The sequence below is a fragment of the Bacillus multifaciens genome (assembly GCF_030756675.1).
Classification (GTDB): Bacteria; Bacillota; Bacilli; order Bacillales; family Bacillaceae_G; genus Bacillus_A; species Bacillus_A multifaciens.
In genome coordinates, this window is the sequence record NZ_JAVBXD010000007.1 from 1 (window position 1) to 18,998 (window position 18,998).

The window sequence follows — 18,998 nt, forward strand, 5'->3', positions numbered from 1 at the left end:
AACACGATAAACGCGGGCGATTTGCATATTTTGAACACCGGGTAGTAGATTCGCTTCATAATTTTATCATTGCCACAAATATCACCGCTGCGAATGTTCCAGGACATCGTAAATTAATTGAACAAATTGAGGGATTAAAGAAATTATTTGGGAAGTATGCGGGAGAAATCGCCCTTGATTCAGGCTACTACAACGCTTCCCTCGCACGCAGATTGTTTCAACGACAATTCTTTGTCTACATATCTTATCGACGATTCACGACAAAAGACCATCCGAATTGTCGTCGTTATCACTTTACACAAGTGAACAGCGATCTTTATGCCTGTCCTTGCGGTGTACCATTTAATTATAAAACAACAAATCGTCAAGGGTATCATGAGTTCAAACCACCTAAAGGAAGCTGTCAATTCTGTCCATTTGCAAAAAAAGAAAATCAAGATCGTGTGTTACGAATTTCGATTCATCAAGACATTTACGATCAATTAAGAGAACAGCGCCTATCCATGAGAGGGAAAATTCTCCGTTCTGTTCGTCCATCTACAGTGGAACTGAGTTTCGCACATAGTAAAGAACTCCACGGTTTGCGCTATGCGCGATACCGTGGAGTTCAAAAGGTTAAAGCACAAGTTTTGATGACGGCCATCATACAAAACTTAAAAAAGTGGACCAAACTTCGCTCACTTAAGCAAGTTGGTTTACACCTAACACATCAAATTATAGAAGAAACTACTTTATAAAACAAATAGAAATCAAAGAAAATGCCAAAGAAATTTGGCATTTTCTTTGACAGAATCTTTTTTCAACAAAGTGAAAAAAGCCCTGCAAATGCAGGGCTTTTTTACTTTTCTAATACAAGTGCTTTATTATTGCGATCAATCATGCGTTGTAAGTGATGCTCGTATAGCGGTACTTCATCTACTGTCAGCTGTGACGGCGTTAATTGCGGCGTAAAACGCTGTAATGTTTGTAAAAGGCGCATCATTAAATCTTGTACAGTAATTTCTTCACCAAGTAGTTCAGATAGTGAAGCCATTGTACCTGGGACAATTTCAGGATACGTAAATCTAGTTTCTTCACCTTGAATTGCTAGGTTGTAAAAATCACGAACAAGTGCTGCACGTGCAGAGCCACTTTCGGTAGCACATAAATAAATTTGTACTGCGACACCTCCGCGAATACGGCGCTGTGAAATACCAGCAAATTTTTTATCGTTAATACTTAAGTCATAGCTTCCAGGACAGTAGGAACCAACGATTTCTTTTGCCTCAATATGAACAGGATAATCTTTCAGCATTTCTTTAATTAAATGCCACATTGTATCATAGCCAAGGTCGATATCGATACCTTTATCTGTTTCCTGGAATAGAAGAGAAATGTTTAGAACTCCCTCATCTAATACAACAGCGAGTCCGCCTGAATTGCGGACAATAACATGGAAATCTTTCTTTTTTAAAAATTCAACTCCCTGCTTTAAATAAGGTAATCGTGTATCTTGAATGCCAAGAACAATTGTATTGTGATGAACCCAAGAGCGCATTGTTGCAGTGGACGTACCGTTCCCAACTGTTGTACATAACGTATCATCCATTGCGAAAGACTGCAGCGCATGAAATTGTGGACCTAAACTTGACTGATCAACAATGCGCCACTCTGGCTGAGATAAAATCGAACGAGAATCGCTCATGTAAATAACCCCTTATCTATAAAATGACAATATTTATTATAGCAAAAAAGAGTGAGTCTATATAAATACAAGTTGAAAACAGACATAAAAGCCCTTTTCTTTTGGGAGGGTGAGAGGAACTGGCCGTGCATAGGAGCGGTCAGTGCGCTTTTCTGCCACGTACTAGGATTAAAACGAAGAGAGAAAGCGAGTGGGGGCACTTTTTATTTTGGTTAGCAGCGGCTTATAGGTTGAAAAGTCAAAATAAAAAGGATGCTATGATAGCATCCTTTTTATTCTGCAATCTTTTCTAAGTTTCCGTTTCGATCCATGCGAAATGATGTTTGTGTACGCTCTTCATCGTCCATTAATGCTAATTTACGTGCACGGTTCATAATTTTCATGAGCGTCTCGTAATCTTCTTGAACGGTTGTTGATTGCTGTTCTAATTTTTCTACTTTCTTTTCTAGTTCAGCATTTCTTCGCATATACTCAGCGATGTCTTGTTTCAATCTCTCATTCTCTCTTTCGAGTGCGGATACTTTTACATTAGAAGTTCCGAGAGATTGTAGAAAATGAATAACGTCATGCATCGCAATGGAAGAATTTGTTGGCATTGCTTGCATTGTTTGCATAGATTGCGTAGTTTGCATAGATTGAATAGGTTGCTGGGTATCAATACTAATATTCTCATCCGCTGTTACAGTAGATGAAATCGGCGGTGTATATAAAAGGCGTTTTTTTGTTTGCTCGCCCCCATTTGCACGCATTTTATCTTTGCGATGTTTCTTCGCAAGTTGTAATGCTTGATCGTAACTATAGCGTACGACAGCATTCCAGCGGAAACCGCAAGCTGCTGAGGTGCGATTTAATTTATCACCAACTTCTTCAAAGGCATTTAATTGTGTACTTCCTTCGCGGACGTGACGTAAAACGGTTTCAGCAAGAAGTAAATCATCTTCTTCAGTCCAAGCATCTTGTCTTACTTTCATAGATTCATCTCCCTTTCTTTTTATCAATATCTTATTTTTAGAATGGACAAAATGAATTACTTTTATACAAAGCTGCCAAAATTATGGTAGATTTTGAGTGAAAATATGTTTATATGCCATTTGTTTCTTACAGGAAGAAAACTTGCATCACATCGAAAAGAAAGGTAAAATACCATTTAGTGTTTATTGTTATACGTACTTGAGAAAAGTTTCAAATAGAGGAAGTGTTATATACAATGGGAAACGAATTTCGTGTGTGTGATGATTGTCAGGCAACGAATATTAAGACGTTAGTACCGCGTTTAAAGAAAATAGATGGATGTGCAGATATTCAAATTGGTTGTCAATCATATTGCGGTCCTGGTCGCAAAAAATCATTTGCATTTGTAAATAATCGTCCAGTTGCAGCGCCAAATGAAGATGAGCTAATTGAAAAAATTGAAGCAAAGTTAAACAAGTAAAAAGATACGATGTCGTATCTTTTTTTGTTTTGTGAAATGCAACAAAGTTTTATATAACAAAAATAGTGGTTGACAAATTTCAGTTCACGTTTGTAGAATAAAAGAAAGTGATATTGAGAATCGTTATCAAAAATCAAGTTATATTCTTGATTTTCTTTTTTTGCTTCTTAATGAGAATGAATTTCATTTTCTTGTTATACATATTGAAAGTTAGGATGTTGTAGATGGAAGTGGGTATGAGAAAGGTTTATGAAGAAGAATCGGTAGACAAAAAAGAGATAAAAAGCCGTCCGTTTATCGCCTTGATGATTTTAATCGTTGGAACTGCTTTATTAGCTTTAAGTATGGCAGTTTCTATTTCATTTGGTGCTGCTGATATTAGTTTGAAAACAGTATGGCAAGCTGTATTTCAGTTTGATGCATCTACTACATATCATAGTGTCATTCAAGAATTGCGTCTTCCAAGGGCAATTGGAGGAGCAGTTGTCGGGGTGTTTTTAGCAGTATCTGGTGCAATTATGCAAGGGATGACGCGAAACCCACTTGCATCTCCATCACTTATGGGGATTACAGATGGAGCGGTATTTGGCATCGCAATCATGTTTGCATTCTTTCCAAACTCGCCATATGTAATGTTTGTAATTGCTTCTTTTATCGGAGCAGCATTTGGTGCAAGTATTGTATACGGAATTGGCGCAGCATCCCCGGACGGATTAACACCAATTAAGTTAGCGTTATCTGGAGCAGCAATTAGTTCCTTACTAGGCGCAATTTCATCTGGGATTGCCTTATATTTTAATCTAGCGCAAGAAGTTAGTATGTGGCATGCAGGCGGCGTTGCTGGTGTGAAATGGACGAGTTTAAAGATGTTACTTCCAGTCGGTCTTGTTTGTCTTATTATTGCGATTATGCTAGCGAGGTACATTACGATTTTAAGTTTTGGTGAAGAAATTGCTATTGGCCTTGGACAAAATACGAAGCTCATTAAGTTTATTGGAACCATTCTTGTACTTGTGCTAACAGGTAGTGCTGTTTCCATAGCTGGGTCTGTTGGATTTGTTGGTCTTGTTATTCCGCATTTAACACGTTTTCTTGTGGGATCAGATTATCGATGGGTAATCCCATGCTCTGCTGTTTTAGGGGGATTACTTATTGAGTGTGCTGATATGATCTCACGTATCATTAATCCGCCGTTTGAAACGCCAATTGGTGCTGTAACAGCGATGGTTGGTGTACCATTCTTCCTCTACTTAGCACGTAAAGAAGGGAGAGGAAAAATGTGAGGCAAGGAATGTTAACGAGAAAAAACATCTCAGTTTTATCTAGTATTGGCCTGTTAATTTGCATCGTATGTTTAATTAGCTTACATACAGGTACGTTTAAAATTTCACCAGTTGAGGTGCTGAAAACGCTCGTTGGTCTTGGAGCAGAAGATCAAACAACGATTTTATTTGAGTTTCGGATGCCGCGAATGATTGTTGCTCTTTTAGTCGGGTCAGCTTTAGCGGTATCCGGTGCAATTATGCAAGGGTTATCACGAAATCCACTTGCCGACCCAGGAATTATTGGCATTAATGCCGGAGCGGGATTGTCAGTTGTTATCTTTGTTTATTTCTTTTTTGGAAAAGTAACGATGACTTCGTTTTTACCTGTATTCATTCTGCCGTTTTTTGCTTTAGTTGGTGCAATAGTAGCGGCGGTTATCATCTATGCACTTGCTTGGAAAGACGGTGTTTCGCCGGTTCGATTAGTTCTTGTTGGGATTGCAGTAGCAGCTGGGTTTAGTGCTGCGAGCTTAGTGTTCTCGATGAAAATGACAGCGAATGATTTCCGTTTTGCAACGATCTGGTTATCGGGAAGTTTATGGGGGACAGATTGGAAGTTCGTATTAAGTGCGCTGCCGTGGATGCTTATTTTCTTACCAATTGCTTTTATGAAGGCACACGTTTTAAATGTAATGAATTTAGGAGATGCGGCGGCAACGGGGCTCGGTCTGAACGTTGAGAAAGAACGCCGTAAGCTGTTATTTATCGCTGTTTGCTTAGCTGGTGCATCTGTTGCAGTTGCAGGAGGAATCAGTTTTATTGGATTAATGGCACCACATCTTGCCCGCCGTTTAGTAGGCGGAAAACATCAAATTATGCTGCCAACTGCTGCGTTAATCGGGACATTATTGCTACTGTTTTCTGATCTTCTTTCGCGCAGTTTACTTACAACATCAGAAATACCGGTTGGTCTTGTCATTTCAGTAATTGGCGCGCCGTATTTTATTTATTTACTTATAAAAACAAGATAAGGGAGACGGATTTGTATGCCATCTTTATCAGTTGAGTCGATATCTGTTGGATATAGTGAAAATTTAATTATTGATGGGTTATCTGTTGAAATACCGGAAGGAAAAATTACGACCATCATTGGTCCCAATGGATGCGGGAAATCCACGCTTCTGAAAACAGCATCGCGTATTTTAAAAGTAAAACAAGGTACTGTTTATTTGGACGGAAAAGCAATTGAGAAACAGCCAACGAAGGAAATTGCGAAAAAGATGGCAATTTTGCCGCAAACAGCAGAAGTGCCAACAGGTCTTAGCGTATTTGAACTTGTTTCATATGGGCGTTTCCCACATCAAAAAGGGTTCGGCACGTTATCAGAAGAAGACTATCGTTACATTCGCTGGGCGCTTGATGTGACTGGTATGAAGGAATTTGCTAATCGCCCAGCGGAGGAGCTGTCAGGCGGCCAACGTCAACGTGTTTGGATCGCGATGGCACTAGCACAAGGAACGGACTTGCTTGTGCTAGATGAGCCAACAACATATCTTGATATGGCACATCAACTTGAAGTGCTGAACTTATTAAAAAAGTTAAATGAAGAAGAAGGAAGAACAATTGTGATGGTTATTCATGATCTAAATCACGCTTCTCGTTTTTCTGATCATATGATTGCGCTAAAAGATGGGAATTTAATGAAGCAAGGAACACCAGATGAAGTCATGACATCTGAAACGCTTCGCGAAGTGTTTGAAATCGAAGCACAAATGGTTCCGTGTCCTGTTGGTGGTAAACCAATTTGCCTTACTTATGACTTAGTGACAAGTGCTTAAGCTGGTTTAAGTTTGTTCTAGCGATTAGTAAATTACTGATGATAAAGTTTAAGGTTTACTGCCTGCTAGAACGGGGGAAATTTAAAATTCTATAAATTTTTATATACGGTTGTTTTGTCGAGAGAGCTCTTGCAGCACTTTCACTACAACGGATAAGGAGAGAGAAATATGAAAAAATTCAAAGCTACCCTACTAGTTTTCGTATTAGCGATTACTTCCGTATTATTTGCTGCATGTTCTTCTGATAAGAAAGAAGAAAAGAAAGCAGACGCAAAAAGTGAAGAGCGTGTTGTAAAACATGCAAAAGGGGAAATGAAAATACCTGCAAATCCGAAGAAAATTGCGGACTTAAGTGGATCAACAGAAGAGTTATTAATTTTAGGTATGAAGCCGGTTATTACGGCAAATACGACGCAAGAAAAAATTGATCCACATATTGCAGATAAATTAAAAGGCGTACAACCAGTTGGTTCTGCTTGGGGAGATAAAATTAACATTGAAGCGGTAGCCGCTGCAAAACCGGATTTAATTTTAGTCAATAACCGCCAAGAAAAAATTTATGATCAGTTATCTAAAATTGCACCAACAGTCATGTTAAGTATTCCATTAGATCAATGGCGTCCGAAGTTTGAAGAAGTAGGTAAAATCTTCGATAAAGAACAAGAAACAGCCGCATGGTTAAAGAAATACGATGAAAAGGCAAACAAGTTACATGACCAAATCGTTGCCAAAACTGGCGACGCAAAATTCATGGTAATGGCTGCATATCCGAATGCATTCCGTGTGTACGGTGACTATGGATACGGTAGTGTTCTATTTAAAGATTTAAAATTACCAGCAGTTAATGGTACACCAGCAGACAAGCCGTTAGTACAATTACAAAAAGAAGCATTGATTGATTACAATCCGGATTTCTTATTTGTATTCACAACAGGCGACGGTAACCAGCGTCTAAAAGAGTTTCAACAAGAAACCATCTGGAAGAATATGAACGCTGTAAAAAATAACCGCGTGTATATGATTAAAAATGAAGATTTAAATAAAGGATACTTCCCGCTTGGTAAAGAGATGTTATTAGACGAACTATCTACGTTTATTTTAGGAAAATAATAATAATAGAGAAAATCACCTTCGTTTTTTGATGGTGGTTTTCTTTTTATGCAGCAATATACAGTCTTTCATTTCTTTCTGTTTCGCCTTTCGTTTATAATAGGAGTAAGAACGTATAATGGAGGGCGGTGAATTTTAATGGCATATGTAAGTGAAAAATTAAATGAAACGAAAGTGTTTAAAGACCCAGTGCATAAATATGTGCATGTGCGCGATCGCGTAATTTGGGATTTAATCGGAACGAAAGAGTTTCAACGTCTGCGTCGCATTAAGCAGCTAGGGACGACATTTTTTACATTTCACGGTGCGGAGCATAGTCGCTTTACTCATTCACTAGGTGTCTATGAAATTATTCGCCGCATGATTGATGATGTGTTTGATGGAAGACCGGATTGGAATGCTGAAGATCGTTTGTTGTGCTTATGTGCAGCGCTTCTTCACGATGTAGGGCACGGTCCTTTTTCTCATTCATTTGAAAAAGTCTTTGAATTGAACCATGAAAAATTTACACAAGCAATTATTGTCGGTGACACAGAAATTCACGAGGTGTTAAGTCGCGTTGATCGTGAGTTTCCGCAAAAAGTAGCAGATGTCATTGCGAAAACTTCTACTAATAAATTAGCGATTAGTATGATTTCTAGCCAAATTGATGCAGATCGTATGGACTATTTATTACGGGATGCGTATTTCACAGGTGTGAAATATGGAAACTTTGATATGGAACGAATATTACGAGTAATGCGTCCATTTAATAATCAAGTTGTGATTAAATATAGCGGGATGCATGCTGTTGAGCATTATATTATGAGCCGTTATCAAATGTATTGGCAGGTATATTTTCATCCAGTCACGCGTAGTGCTGAAGTGATTTTAACGAAAATTTTACACCGGGCGAAAGCGTTGCATGAACAGTACTATACATTTAAATATCATCCCGTTCATTTCTATTCTTTATTTGAAGGAGAAGTAACGATAGAGGATTATTTGAAGTTAGACGAGAATGTCATGTATTATTACTTCCAAGTATGGCAAGAAGAAGAGGATGCTATTTTAAGTGATTTATGCCGCCGTTTTATGAACCGTAACTTGTTCAAATGCGTGGATTTTACGGAAAAGCATGGATTAAACAATTGGGTAGAATTAAATAGTTTATTTAAGAAGATTGGGCTTGATCCGGAATATTACTTAGTAGTAGATTCTACGTCGGACTTGCCGTATGACTTTTACCGTGCAGGTGAAGAAGAAGAACGCTTGCCGATTTTATTGCTTATGCCAAATGGAGAGCTGCGCGAACTGTCTCGCGAGTCGGACATTGTGGAAGCAATTACAGGTAAAAAGAGAACGGATCAGAAGCTATTCTATCCGCATGATTTACTGTATGAAGATGGACGAAAAGGAAAAGTAAAAGAAAAAATTATTCGTTTATTAGAAGGAAAAGAGTAAGAGAAGCAGCTGTGCTGCTTCTCTTATAGCAATAATTACTCTTGGTCGCTTAAGCGTTTTCCACCAATTGCGTAATGATTTTTAGACATTTCTTCAATAAATACAACGATTTTTTCTTCTGGAGCACCAGTAGTTTCACTTACTGCAGCTGTTACTTTTTCAGCAAGGGCTTTCTTCTGCTCTTCTGTGCGGCCTTCTAACATTTTCACTGTTACGTATGGCATATGTATCGCTCCTTTTATGTAGATTACAGTACTATTATAACGGATTCTTGAAAAGAACAATCAGAAAATGAAAGATTTTTTGTTTGCATAATTAAGAAGGAGATGAAGTATGGATAATTTCTTTAGATACCCATTGCATGAGTTACCGTTGTTAGCTCTTGCAGTTGCAATGGCACTCTCTGTACATGAGTTTGCACATGCATATGTTGCTTATAAGTTTGGAGATTTAACGGCGAAAAACCAAGGGCGTTTAACGATATCACCCCTTTCTCATATCGATCCGATTGGTGCACTAGCATTCTTGTTTATTGGTTTTGGATGGGCGCGCCCTGTACCGGTAAACCCATATAACTTTAAGCGCCCGCGCCTTGCGGGGATTTGCGTTTCGATTGCGGGACCGATTAGTAATTTATTATTAGGGGCTTTCGGACTTGCTGCCTGGTATGGCTTGCTGAAATTTGGAGTGATTGAGGCAGTGCCAGTAGCAGTAGGGGAGACGCTATTTCAGTTCTTTCAAATTTTTATCGGGATTAATATCGTTCTATTTGTTTTTAATTTAATACCAATCCCGCCGCTAGACGGTTATCGTGTTTTGGAAGATTTAGCGCCAACCAATATACGTGCAAAAATGACGCAATATGAGAAATACGGTGCGATTCTTTTATTAATCCTTGTTATTACACCGCTAGATCGCTATACGATTCAACCAATATTTCAAGTTGTCATTCCGAATGTTTTAAGTATGTTGCATAGTATAATTGGACCATTATTTGGATTGTATTAGAAGGGGAGGTTTTCCTATGACAGAGAAAAAGAAACAAATCGGTTTTAATATTATTAAAAATGACTCTACAGATGGACACGGCGGCTTTGGGGTCGGTGCATTAAGTCTTGAAAATATTTCTCCTGTTATTATTGATGTAACAGAAGGAACGGCAGTTGTGGACGTTGGAGCTATGCATGCCCGCAGTGCTGTTGAAAAAGGAATTAAATTTTTAATCAATAAAGAAGAAGTACCAAATGCAAAACCATACTGGCTCGTTTGGGTAACGATTGAGAGAACAGCAAAAGGCGCATATTATGCAGGTGTGACTGCATGTGAAATGACGGTAGACCGTGAAATTCGCCGCGGCTATAAATCACTTCCTGAACATGTAAATAAAATGGATAAATCATTAAAGCGTCACATTATGGTTGATCATATGGATGAGCCTTCTAAAAAAGTGCTCGGAACATTCTTGAAAGAGCATAATGAAGAGCTATGGAATTCCTCTAGTGAGAAATTACGTAGTGAATTGTTAGGAGAATGATAGGACCCCCTTTCTTGTTGAAAGGGGTTTTTGTTTGTTTGAAAACGTGTTTTTCATTGAATGGTGCAGGAAAATTCTGATATTTGTCAGAAATATGTATTTAAATGGAAAATAAAGAGGTTAGAGGGTGGAAATATGAGAATGCGCGGGGATTCTATTTTTATAAAAAGTTTAGAAGCATGTGATGCAGAAGCTATGGTGCATTTGGAATCGAAAAACCGAGATTTTTTTCAACTGTATACAGCATTACGAGAGGATGAGTTTTATACGTTAGAGGGTCAAAAGGAGCGTATTAGAAAAGGGAATGAAAAGCAGGAGCTTGATGAGCAGTATTCATTTGGCATTTATCTAAATGAAACAGAAGAATTAATCGGATCTATTACATTGTCTGAAGTATTACGCGGCCCTTTGCAAGGTTGTTTTATTGGATATACCTTAGACAAACATCATAATGGGAAAGGATATATGACGGAAGCTGTTAAGCTAGTCGTGTCTTACGCATTTGATGAGTTAAAGCTTCATCGGATTGAGGCGGGCGTTATGCCACATAATATCGGATCAATAAAAGTATTAGAGAAATCAGGATTTCATAAAGAGGGAATTGCAAGGAAAAATGTAAAGATAAATGGGAAATGGGAAGACCACCAAGTATTAGCGATTGTAAATGATAAGGATGAATGAAAAAGGGAGAGATAGAATACGCTCCCTTTTTCATTCAATTTTCTTTACCACGGAAAATACTTCTTCCACCAGCTTTGTTTATTTTTGTTCTTCTCTTTTAACACTGCCTCAAATTCATCTTTCTCATCAATATGATCCATGCAGTATTCCGTTGGTTCCGTCCCTTTTACAAAATACATTTTGATAGAAACAGGGCACCCTTTCGTAGCAATTTTTCCGTTTTCAGGGTTAATGTTTAACGCGACTACATTGGCTGGTTTTTTAAAGTCTTGTTGCGGGGTTTCTTCTAACCCTTGCTCCATAATCGCGGCCCATATATTTTTTGCATAGACTTGCTCGGCTGGGTTAGAGATTGTTTTTTGTTTATCATAGCCGACCCAAACGCCTGTTACGAGCTCTGGTGTAAAGCCGATCATCCAGCTATCTGTCTCGGTTGAACCGGATTTTCCAGCGTACGTGCGTGATAACTTTGGAATCATATTTTGCCCCGTAACGGAGGCGTAGCTACTTAGCTTTTTGTTAAACATGCCCGTCATCATTTCTTCCATTACAAAGGCATTGTTCTCATCAAGAATTTGTTTGTTTTCTAAATGAGCATCATACAAAATGTTGCCGTCATGATCGACTACGCGCCGAATAAATGTTGGCTTTACTTGTTTGCCACCGTTAGCAATCAAACTATAAGCGTTCACCATTTCAAGAGGTTTTACAGGAGATGTTCCGAGCGCAAGCGATGGGACATCTTTTAATGAACTTGTAATTCCAAATTGCTTCGCTGTTTTTACGAGTGATTTTTCTCCTAAGAAAAGATGTGTTTTTACAGCGTATACATTGTCGGAAACAGCTAGTGCTTGCATCATTGTAATGAAGTCATCGGCGTAATAGTTTTTATAATTGGTCGGATTATACTTTGAAACACCGTCGCCTAATGTGAATACAGTATGCTCGCTTTTTAAGCGGGTTGCTGGTGTAAAGCCTTGCTCAAGAGCGGCGTAATATAAAAAAGGTTTAAACGTCGAACCTGGTTGCCGGTATGCCTGTGTTGCCCGGTTGAACTGGCTTTTTTTATAATCACGTCCGCCGACAAGGGACATGATTTCGCCCGTTTTTGGATTCATAGATACAATAGCTGTTTCTATCTCTGTTGTACTTGGAATGGTTTCATTTACTGTATGTTCGGCAATTTTTTGTAACTTTGGATCTAGTGTTGTGTATACGCGCAGGCCACCGCGTGCCATCGTTTGCTCATCGAGACCAGCATCATTGATGAGAGAAGCTTGCACAGCATCTTGAAAATAAGGTGCAACTTCTGCTACTTCTTCTTTTTCAAGCGAAGCGAAGCCGAGTTGTTTTTGTTTTGCCGCTGCTGCTTCTTGTTTAGTAATATATCCTTGCTCTACCATTTCATTTAAAATGATAGCTTGTCTTTCTTTTGCCTTGCTTTTATGCAAATAGGGAGAATACAAACTTGGTCCTTTTGGAATACCTGCAAGCATACTTGCCTCTGCTAAGTTTAAATCTTTCGCGTTTTTATTAAAGTAAAGACGTGCCGCTGCCTCGATTCCATAGGCACCGTGCCCGTAATAAATCGTGTTTAAATACCCTTGTAAAATATCGTTTTTATTGTAATTCACTTCTAGGCGAACGGTGTACATTGCTTCTAACAGCTTTCGCTTCCATGTTTTATCGTGATCCAAATATAAATTACGCGCGTATTGCTGCGTAATTGTACTCGCACCCTGTACTTTTCCCATCGCTTTAATGTCGGCAATCACTGCCCCGCCTATGCGCTTTAAATCAAAGCCATGATGGTTATAAAAGCGCTGATCTTCAATAGAAAGCGTTGCTTCTCTTACGTAAGGTGAAATATGATCGAGTGACACGTTATATCGTTTCTGCGTTCCGTGACTTTGCCCCATAACAGAGTCGTCATTCGCATAAAAGATAGTTGTTTGCGGAACTGCAACAGGTGGTGGTCCTAAAATTTTCGCAACAAGTAACACAATGAAAATAGTAAAAACAAAGAAAAGGACACATGATAGCAGTGCAGTAAGGAAAAAGCGCTTATATTTCGCTTGTTTTTCATTTGTCGTAAGTTCCATTTCTTTTGTCACCCCTCATAGCATACTTTTACTAGTATTGAGGTTTTGGGTTGTTTTTAAACTATATAAATAAAAGAAAAAACGGGCTTGTTAGACAACCCGTTTTTTCTTTTAGCTCTTTTTTCTTTTCGGTAAGTCAGGAGCCTTCTTCATTGTGTCAACAACATGCATGACCGCAAAACATGGATGTTTTAAAATCATTTTCGGTCCGCTCTTCTTCATAACATCCTTAACGAAATCTTTCATACCTGGTTTATAACAATGAATTTTGCAATTTTGACATGGAACTGATTCTATTGGTAGGTGGGGACAGTTTGACGCTTACTGTTATATCAAGTAATTCAGCCTTAGCGTACGGAATCCGCGTTTTATTGGTGCTATCCCATGCCCATCAAGCTAAGGATTTAGGACTACCCCAAAACGATAATTCTGTACAAATTGACACTGTATCTAAACTGACCGTTTTTGTTACTGTAAAATCATTGGTCTTCCCTTACTTCCCTATTCACAAACAAGAATTTGCCGAGAAAAGTTTCCTTTTCTTGTTACGCAGCGGTCTGTAATTTCAAATCCAATTTCTTCGATCATGTGATCCATTGTTTCGCTTGTTACAACTACTACTTTTTTTGCAATACGGCGCGCATGTTTTAAAATCGAGAATTGATCTTCTGGTGTTGCGCACGTAAATAGATTGTACGGCATATCGATAATTGCTACATCGTAGTTTGTCTGAATGTCTTCGATAGGTCCTACTGTTACGTCTCCTTCAAAACCAAAATGCGCGATGTTTTCTCTTGATCCGATTACGACAAGCGGGTTAATATCACGGCCAACGATGTCAATGCCCATAGAGAGTGCTTCTACCACTACCGTTCCAATACCACAGCATGGATCGATCGCTTTGACTCCATCAGGATTTGGCACAGCGATATTCGCAACAGCTCTCGCTACACGTGTGCTTAGTGACGTAGAATAGCTGCGTGGTTTTTTCACGTGATGGAACCAAACAGCCTCGCTTTCCATATATGTTCCGAAGTACCAACGTCCGCCAATGATTACAATGCCAAATACACGCTCTGGATGATGCACATCGGCTTCACCTTCAATATGCATGCCGATATCTCGCTCAATAAGGCGGCGTTCTCCGTATTCTATTTTTTTCGATTTATCAAGATCATTAATTTTAACGAAGATGACTTTGAACGTGGATCCAGACAAATCAATCTGTTCGACCTGCTTCAAAATATCTGGAAGTTCATCTCCTTCATACATTACGTCAATCCGTTCTTTAATAAACGGGCTTCGGCTCGGATCAATTTTGATTGTGCTTTTCAATATATTAGAGTGCGATTCCGTTCCAAAAAGTGAGCGCATCTCCATATAACATAAAGAACGTTCCTCTTCGCGAAATGCATACGTATATATATACGCCGGTGTTTGGCTATGATTATCCAATCTATTCCCATCCTTTATCGTATCAAATTGTTCTTTCTCTCAAATGATATCCGTATCATTGTGCAACGTAACGTTGCAAGCGGTAAAAAAGGACTAATAAGCCGAGGTAAAGTTGTCTCATTTTATTAGTCCTTTTTATGAGCTTTTACTTATTTAAAGAACACTTTGTCTACATTATATTTCGACTTTTGTTTATTAGCGATATATGTTTCATAAATTTCTCTTTCCATCGCGTTTTCTAAAAGACAAATATCAATTTTGATTACTTCATCTCTATGGTCTTTGATTACTGATACAGTATCTTCAAAATGTTTTTTTATTCTTGATCTTAACTTTCTTGCCTTACCAACAAACATTAGTTCATTCTTGTTGTTATAAAACATAAAGATTCCACCTTTATCTCTAGGAATTAGGTGAAAATCAGTAAACTGTAGCTTTGCAATAAAATTTGATTAAAAAATGTGTTTTAATCCTTATTTAAAAGCAAATATAAAAACTTCATTTTGAAAAAAGATTGATCAAAATGGAGTTTCTCTTTTTAACTAAGTATAAAATTTTTATAAAAAAGTTTGATTATTTTAATACTCCTTATTCCACTAACGCACCTGTTTACGGAAATGGAATATTTTGTTTTAAATTATCGAACTTTATTTTAAAACCACATTTAGGGCTATCCAATTTTAGTTAGAGTATAGCTTTAATAGTTCTTGTATTGGTAAACTATTTGTATTGTTCATCCCAACAAAATATTCTAATTGCCATTTCTGTGTTTCGATAGCTTGTTTGCTAGTGGGATTTTCCCAACTAGGGTAAACTCTAATTGCCATTTTTCCTTTTGTAGTGGCTGTTTTAAGGATATTTTGTTTTATAAGTACTTCTTTTGGAAAAACGAATTGTCCAAAATTATTATTTCTAGTAAAAGTATTGATAACCAATAAATCAGTAGCTTTTTCATATGAAAAGGCTTGGTTTTTATTATCCCCATCTTTTTCCCAAAAAGCAACAAACTGTCCTATCTTGGTAGGTGTTATTTTTGCGACTCTAAATCTAATCGATTTTGAATTTAGCTGAAATATACCAGCCCCATAATCTGAATTTTGAGCTTCTTCTCGGACAGCTTTTATGGTTAAGCGATTGGGTTCATAAAACATTTTATTTACATATGTTAACGCATTATAAAATTCATTCACTGCTTTGCATCCCCTATTTTTTATACTACTAATTCTAACGCCTTTCAAATCAATATTGTCTTAATTTGAACGTAATGTCCAAATAAAGCTATTGAACTAACCGTTTGTGGAAGAAGGAAAACTGAAATAATAACATTTCGGTTCGACTTTTTTATAAACGGTATAACTTTTTTCAAATTGACAGGTGCAAAGAAGTTAAGAAAGAACGCTTAGAATGCCATTTATATGGGCAACTCATTAGTATTTTACTCTGTTCATCGACGATGTTCAAAATGCGTCAGTTACTCTTAGATAAGAAAAAGAAAGAGCTAAGTGAATACAAATCCATCTATATGATAAAGAATTATTATCTATTGTTTTATGAGGGACTACAGAAGGGCATCCATGAATTATTAAAAATTTTATTGCGTTTGTTTTACCTGTTAGAAAAAAACGGACGAAAATCTCACTGTTACGAAAAGAAAACAGTCTTTGATATCTTAGGTGTTGTGTATGATTGTACGTTGTCACAAAGTTTCCAAGTTGCATAATATTTTTAAAAACACCTATTTAATAGGTTTATTTGTTATGCACATCTTTAGTGTAGTCGTAGAAATTTCAAAAAACACATTCACATATACCCTCTTGTCCCCCTTAGCTTGATAGCGATGTGGTGCTCCCCCTTATATAAAAAAGAGCTTCTTATTAAGAAAGAAGCTCAAAGGCACGTGTTGGCCAGTCGGTAATGATGACATCGACGCCGTAATCTATCATCTTTTGTAAATCTTCGTATTCATTAATTGTATAGGGGCGGAATATGAATCCTTGCTCTTGAGCTGTTTGTACAAACTCTTTTGTAAGTAATTCAAAGTTTGGATGGAGGCCATTAGCCTGTCTTTTCTTTGCTTCAGCAATTGGATCCGCAAGCGGTTCATCGTATAAAATTGCACGGGGAATCTCTGGTGCTAAATCTGCAAGCAGAGAAACGGATTCATGGTTAAACGAAGAAAATACAATTCGATTAGTAAGATGGAATTCACGAACAAGATCTACGACTTTCTCTTCTATGCCAGGATAACGAATGACATCTGTTTTTAATTCAATATTTAATTGCAGTGTTGTTGTAGAAAGCCAAATAAGCACTTCGCGGAGCGTTGGAATTTTCGCCTCATGAAAGGAAGAATCCTTACTGGCATCGAGTGCTTGTAATTGCTCGGCGGTTTGTTCACAGACAAGACCTGTTCCATTTGTTGTTCGGTCCACAGTTTCATCGTGAATCACAACAAGTTCGCCATCTTTTGATACATGTACATCAAGCTCAATGCCATGCGCACCAACGCGCTCTGCTTCTTGAAAAGCAATCATTGTATTTTCGGGATGTGTACTTCTCACACCGCGATGCGCAAAAATAAGTGGTTGTTTCATATGTAATGAGCTCTCCTTCTTATTTGTTTTAACTCAATTATGAAACTGAGTAATTCAAAAGACAACCTTTGTAGGAAAAATTTACAAAGGTGTAATAGTTGCATAAAAGTTAACGTTAACGTAAAATGTAATAACGTTAAGGGGGAATGGACATGTATAAAATTGAGGAAGTTACAAAACAAACGGGTTTAACAAAGCGGACTCTTCGTTATTATGAGGAAATTGGTTTAATTCATCCACCAGAGCGCAGCGAAGGGAATATTCGCTTATATACGGACGAAGATGTGGAGCAAATTAAAAAAATTGTAGAAGCAAAAGAAGTATTAGGGATTACGCTTCAAGAAATGCAGTATTTCTTATCACTTAAAGAACGGATGGAGCAAAGAAAAAATAGCGATAATCCACGTGACCGGGAAGTTATTCAAGAAATCGCAAACATGCTTGCCAATCAAATTGAGACGCTAGATAAGAAAATGTTACAAATGAAGCGTGTGAAAGAGGAATTAGAACATAGCTTGGAAAGAGCAACGAAGTTTTTAGAAAAAGGAGAATGATTCATATGGAGAGTAAACAACGACTTGGAAGACTTATTACAGTAGTCGCTACGTTTCTTGCCTTTTCGGGCATTGGAGTAGTCGATCCAATTTTGCCAATCATTGCAGAGAAGATTGGGGCAACGCATTGGCAAGTAGAAATGCTATTTACAGCTTATATTTTAACAATGGCTATTATGATGCTGCCAGCTGGTCTTCTTGCGGCAAGGTTTGGTGATAAGCGTATGATGACAATTGGTCTTGCAATTGTAACGGTATTTGCTTGTATTTGCGGATTATCACAAACCATTGCGCAGTTATCTATTTTTCGTGCCGGCTGGGGTTTAGGGAATGCGATGTTTTTTGCAACGGCGATGACATTATTAATTGCGCTGAGCAAAGAAGTACATGAAGCAGTTGGATTATATGAGGCCGCGATCGGTTTAGGGATGGCGGGAGGTCCGCTGTTAGGTGGTTTATTAGGTGGATATTCTTGGCGTTATCCGTTTTTTGCGACAAGTGTTTTAATTGCTTTAGCATTTATTCTCGTTTTCTTTTTTGTAAAAGAACCAGAGCGCAAAGCGAAACGTAAGTCAGCTGGATTGAATGAATTACTTAGCCTAGTGAAATATAAACCTTTTATACAAGGTGCCATTTCCGGGATGTTATATTACTATGCTTTCTTTGTTGTTTTAGCGTATTCGCCGCTTATTTTACATTTATCTGCTATTCAGCTTGGGTTTGTCTTTTGCGGCTGGGGTCTTGCATTAGCGTATGGTTCTGCTGTGCTTGCACACCAATTAGAAGGAAAATACGAACCAAAAATGTTACTGCGTTTTAGCTTACTTGTATTTGCTGGCTTTTTAATTTTATTATTCTTCGTACAAGTAATGTGGTTACAAATTGCACTGATCATTTTATCAGGATTAGCGTCTGGTCTTAATAATGCATTATTTACAAGTTACGTAATGGATATTTCTCCTTATGAAAGATCCATTACATCTGGTGTATATAACTTTGTTCGTTGGTTAGGCGGAGCAATTGCACCAATTTTATCTGGAATTCTCGGTCACGTGATTTCACCGCAAAGTCCGTTTTTAGTAGGAGGAATTGTGGCGCTAGTTGGATGTGTGATGATTTGCATACCAGTTCGTGAAAATGAGAGCAAAACCCTTTCCTAGGAAAGGGTTTTCTTACTGTTTTATACATAATTAACTAAATATACGAACAAAAACAATTTGTTTCAAATATATTTACGGTATTTTTATATTTTTAACTATACATTTTATATGTTTTGTTTTATTTTTGTTAGGGGACATTAATGGTG

Annotated in this window: 19 protein-coding genes and 3 pseudogenes; 13 read left to right on the forward strand and 9 right to left on the reverse strand. The window is 37.8% G+C overall.

Annotated elements, in window-relative coordinates; genetic code table 11:
* Positions 1-737: transposase (locus Q9306_RS06695; protein WP_306196559.1), on the forward strand; the 737-nt coding region annotated here is incomplete at its 5' end.
* Between the two features lie 101 nt (positions 738-838).
* On the opposite strand, the gene lipL is transcribed toward Q9306_RS06695, so the two are convergent.
* Together lipL and Q9306_RS06705 are read right to left on the reverse strand one after the other, a co-directional pair.
* Positions 839-1,684 carry an octanoyl-[GcvH]:protein N-octanoyltransferase gene (gene lipL / locus Q9306_RS06700; protein ID WP_306196561.1) on the reverse strand — a complete coding sequence of 282 codons (846 nt, stop codon included), beginning with the start codon at positions 1,682-1,684 and terminating at the stop codon, positions 839-841.
* Positions 1,685-1,956: 272 nt separating this feature from the next.
* Positions 1,957-2,655 (reverse strand): RsfA family transcriptional regulator, encoded by a 699-nt coding sequence (locus tag Q9306_RS06705; protein WP_306196563.1) that lies wholly within the window; start codon positions 2,653-2,655, stop codon positions 1,957-1,959.
* A gap of 236 nt (positions 2,656-2,891) precedes the next feature.
* Between Q9306_RS06705 and Q9306_RS06710 the strand changes: the two genes are divergently transcribed.
* The 6 genes from Q9306_RS06710 (at position 2,892) to Q9306_RS06735 (ending at position 8,772) form a co-directional block, all read left to right on the forward strand.
* A complete protein-coding gene (locus Q9306_RS06710) occupies positions 2,892-3,116 on the forward strand; it encodes a YuzB family protein (protein ID WP_306196565.1) in 225 nt (74 codons plus the stop codon).
* A 236-nt stretch (positions 3,117-3,352) separates the two neighbouring features.
* Positions 3,353-4,399 carry a FecCD family ABC transporter permease gene (locus Q9306_RS06715; RefSeq protein ID WP_371932339.1) on the forward strand — a complete coding sequence of 349 codons (1,047 nt, stop codon included), beginning with the start codon at positions 3,353-3,355 and terminating at the stop codon, positions 4,397-4,399.
* Complete coding sequence (locus Q9306_RS06720; RefSeq protein ID WP_306196569.1) at positions 4,396-5,412, forward strand: FecCD family ABC transporter permease; 1,017 nt, start codon at positions 4,396-4,398, stop codon at positions 5,410-5,412. Before Q9306_RS06715 ends, Q9306_RS06720 begins: the two co-directional genes overlap by 4 nt.
* 15 nt (positions 5,413-5,427) lie before the next feature.
* Positions 5,428-6,219 carry an ABC transporter ATP-binding protein gene (locus Q9306_RS06725; RefSeq protein WP_306196572.1) on the forward strand — a complete coding sequence of 264 codons (792 nt, stop codon included), beginning with the start codon at positions 5,428-5,430 and terminating at the stop codon, positions 6,217-6,219.
* A gap of 168 nt (positions 6,220-6,387) precedes the next feature.
* A complete protein-coding gene (locus Q9306_RS06730; RefSeq protein ID WP_306196575.1) occupies positions 6,388-7,329 on the forward strand; it encodes an ABC transporter substrate-binding protein in 942 nt (313 codons plus the stop codon).
* A 138-nt stretch (positions 7,330-7,467) separates the two neighbouring features.
* A complete protein-coding gene (locus Q9306_RS06735; protein WP_306196577.1) occupies positions 7,468-8,772 on the forward strand; it encodes an HD domain-containing protein in 1,305 nt (434 codons plus the stop codon).
* Positions 8,773-8,807: 35 nt separating this feature from the next.
* On the opposite strand, the gene thmT is transcribed toward Q9306_RS06735, so the two are convergent.
* The gene (gene thmT, locus Q9306_RS06740) at positions 8,808-8,996 is read right to left on the reverse strand and encodes a 2-hydroxymuconate tautomerase (protein ID WP_035434058.1); all 189 of its coding nucleotides are present in this window, start codon (positions 8,994-8,996) and stop codon (positions 8,808-8,810) included.
* Between the two features lie 109 nt (positions 8,997-9,105).
* Here thmT and Q9306_RS06745 point away from each other — a divergent pair, with 109 nt between their 5' ends.
* The 3 genes from Q9306_RS06745 to Q9306_RS06755 all read left to right on the forward strand — a co-directional run bounded on the left by Q9306_RS06745 (position 9,106) and on the right by Q9306_RS06755 (position 10,987).
* Complete coding sequence (locus Q9306_RS06745; protein ID WP_306196579.1) at positions 9,106-9,780, forward strand: site-2 protease family protein; 675 nt, start codon at positions 9,106-9,108, stop codon at positions 9,778-9,780.
* Positions 9,781-9,796: 16 nt separating this feature from the next.
* The gene (locus Q9306_RS06750; RefSeq protein WP_306196582.1) at positions 9,797-10,306 is read left to right on the forward strand and encodes a YwhD family protein; all 510 of its coding nucleotides are present in this window, start codon (positions 9,797-9,799) and stop codon (positions 10,304-10,306) included.
* 135 nt (positions 10,307-10,441) lie between these two features.
* Positions 10,442-10,987 carry a GNAT family N-acetyltransferase gene (locus tag Q9306_RS06755; protein WP_306196585.1) on the forward strand — a complete coding sequence of 182 codons (546 nt, stop codon included), beginning with the start codon at positions 10,442-10,444 and terminating at the stop codon, positions 10,985-10,987.
* A 44-nt stretch (positions 10,988-11,031) separates the two neighbouring features.
* On the opposite strand, the gene Q9306_RS06760 is transcribed toward Q9306_RS06755, so the two are convergent.
* The 5 genes and pseudogenes from Q9306_RS06760 to Q9306_RS06780 form a co-directional block, all read right to left on the reverse strand.
* Positions 11,032-13,089 carry a transglycosylase domain-containing protein gene (locus Q9306_RS06760; RefSeq protein ID WP_306196587.1) on the reverse strand — a complete coding sequence of 686 codons (2,058 nt, stop codon included), beginning with the start codon at positions 13,087-13,089 and terminating at the stop codon, positions 11,032-11,034.
* 111 nt (positions 13,090-13,200) lie between these two features.
* Positions 13,201-13,374: pseudogene (locus Q9306_RS06765) on the reverse strand (nitrous oxide-stimulated promoter family protein); the annotation flags it as partial.
* Between the two features lie 216 nt (positions 13,375-13,590).
* Positions 13,591-14,544, reverse strand: a complete 954-nt coding sequence (locus Q9306_RS06770) for a TRM11 family SAM-dependent methyltransferase (protein ID WP_097898858.1) — start codon at positions 14,542-14,544, stop codon at positions 13,591-13,593.
* A gap of 149 nt (positions 14,545-14,693) precedes the next feature.
* Positions 14,694-14,972: pseudogene (locus Q9306_RS06775) on the reverse strand (nucleotide excision repair endonuclease); the annotation flags it as partial.
* A 252-nt stretch (positions 14,973-15,224) separates the two neighbouring features.
* Positions 15,225-15,734, reverse strand: coding sequence for a MepB family protein (locus Q9306_RS06780; protein ID WP_306196592.1), 510 nt, complete (start codon positions 15,732-15,734; stop codon positions 15,225-15,227).
* Positions 15,735-15,898: 164 nt separating this feature from the next.
* Between Q9306_RS06780 and Q9306_RS06785 the strand changes: the two are divergent.
* Positions 15,899-16,264 (forward strand): annotated as a pseudogene (locus Q9306_RS06785) (IS4 family transposase); the annotation flags it as partial.
* 154 nt (positions 16,265-16,418) lie between these two features.
* On the opposite strand, the gene Q9306_RS06790 reads toward Q9306_RS06785, so the two are convergent.
* Complete coding sequence (locus Q9306_RS06790; protein WP_306196594.1) at positions 16,419-17,138, reverse strand: glycerophosphodiester phosphodiesterase; 720 nt, start codon at positions 17,136-17,138, stop codon at positions 16,419-16,421.
* 152 nt (positions 17,139-17,290) lie between these two features.
* Here Q9306_RS06790 and Q9306_RS06795 point away from each other — a divergent pair, with 152 nt between their 5' ends.
* Positions 17,291-17,692 (forward strand): MerR family transcriptional regulator, encoded by a 402-nt coding sequence (locus tag Q9306_RS06795; protein WP_090916153.1) that lies wholly within the window; start codon positions 17,291-17,293, stop codon positions 17,690-17,692.
* A gap of 5 nt (positions 17,693-17,697) precedes the next feature.
* Complete coding sequence (locus Q9306_RS06800) at positions 17,698-18,852, forward strand: MFS transporter (protein WP_306196599.1); 1,155 nt, start codon at positions 17,698-17,700, stop codon at positions 18,850-18,852.
* Positions 18,853-18,998: the final 146 nt, after the last annotated feature.

What these genes read in the sequence shown, in the direction of transcription:
- Q9306_RS06705 (WP_306196563.1), bottom strand. Translation starts at nt 2,655, where the DNA reads ATGAAAGTAAGACAAGATGCTTGGACTGAAGAAGATGATTTACTTCTT.
- Q9306_RS06730 (WP_306196575.1), top strand. Translation starts at nt 6,388, where the DNA reads ATGAAAAAATTCAAAGCTACCCTACTAGTTTTCGTATTAGCGATTACT.
- Q9306_RS06725 (WP_306196572.1), top strand. Translation starts at nt 5,428, where the DNA reads ATGCCATCTTTATCAGTTGAGTCGATATCTGTTGGATATAGTGAAAAT.
- Q9306_RS06800 (WP_306196599.1), top strand. Translation starts at nt 17,698, where the DNA reads ATGGAGAGTAAACAACGACTTGGAAGACTTATTACAGTAGTCGCTACG.
- Q9306_RS06760 (WP_306196587.1), bottom strand. Translation starts at nt 13,089, where the DNA reads ATGGAACTTACGACAAATGAAAAACAAGCGAAATATAAGCGCTTTTTC.
- Q9306_RS06710 (WP_306196565.1), top strand. Translation starts at nt 2,892, where the DNA reads ATGGGAAACGAATTTCGTGTGTGTGATGATTGTCAGGCAACGAATATT.
- Q9306_RS06790 (WP_306196594.1), bottom strand. Translation starts at nt 17,138, where the DNA reads ATGAAACAACCACTTATTTTTGCGCATCGCGGTGTGAGAAGTACACAT.
- Q9306_RS06735 (WP_306196577.1), top strand. Translation starts at nt 7,468, where the DNA reads ATGGCATATGTAAGTGAAAAATTAAATGAAACGAAAGTGTTTAAAGAC.
- Q9306_RS06750 (WP_306196582.1), top strand. Translation starts at nt 9,797, where the DNA reads ATGACAGAGAAAAAGAAACAAATCGGTTTTAATATTATTAAAAATGAC.
- thmT (WP_035434058.1), bottom strand. Translation starts at nt 8,996, where the DNA reads ATGCCATACGTAACAGTGAAAATGTTAGAAGGCCGCACAGAAGAGCAG.
- Q9306_RS06715 (WP_371932339.1), top strand. Translation starts at nt 3,353, where the DNA reads ATGAGAAAGGTTTATGAAGAAGAATCGGTAGACAAAAAAGAGATAAAA.
- lipL (WP_306196561.1), bottom strand. Translation starts at nt 1,684, where the DNA reads ATGAGCGATTCTCGTTCGATTTTATCTCAGCCAGAGTGGCGCATTGTT.
- Q9306_RS06745 (WP_306196579.1), top strand. Translation starts at nt 9,106, where the DNA reads ATGGATAATTTCTTTAGATACCCATTGCATGAGTTACCGTTGTTAGCT.
- Q9306_RS06755 (WP_306196585.1), top strand. Translation starts at nt 10,442, where the DNA reads ATGAGAATGCGCGGGGATTCTATTTTTATAAAAAGTTTAGAAGCATGT.
- Q9306_RS06795 (WP_090916153.1), top strand. Translation starts at nt 17,291, where the DNA reads ATGTATAAAATTGAGGAAGTTACAAAACAAACGGGTTTAACAAAGCGG.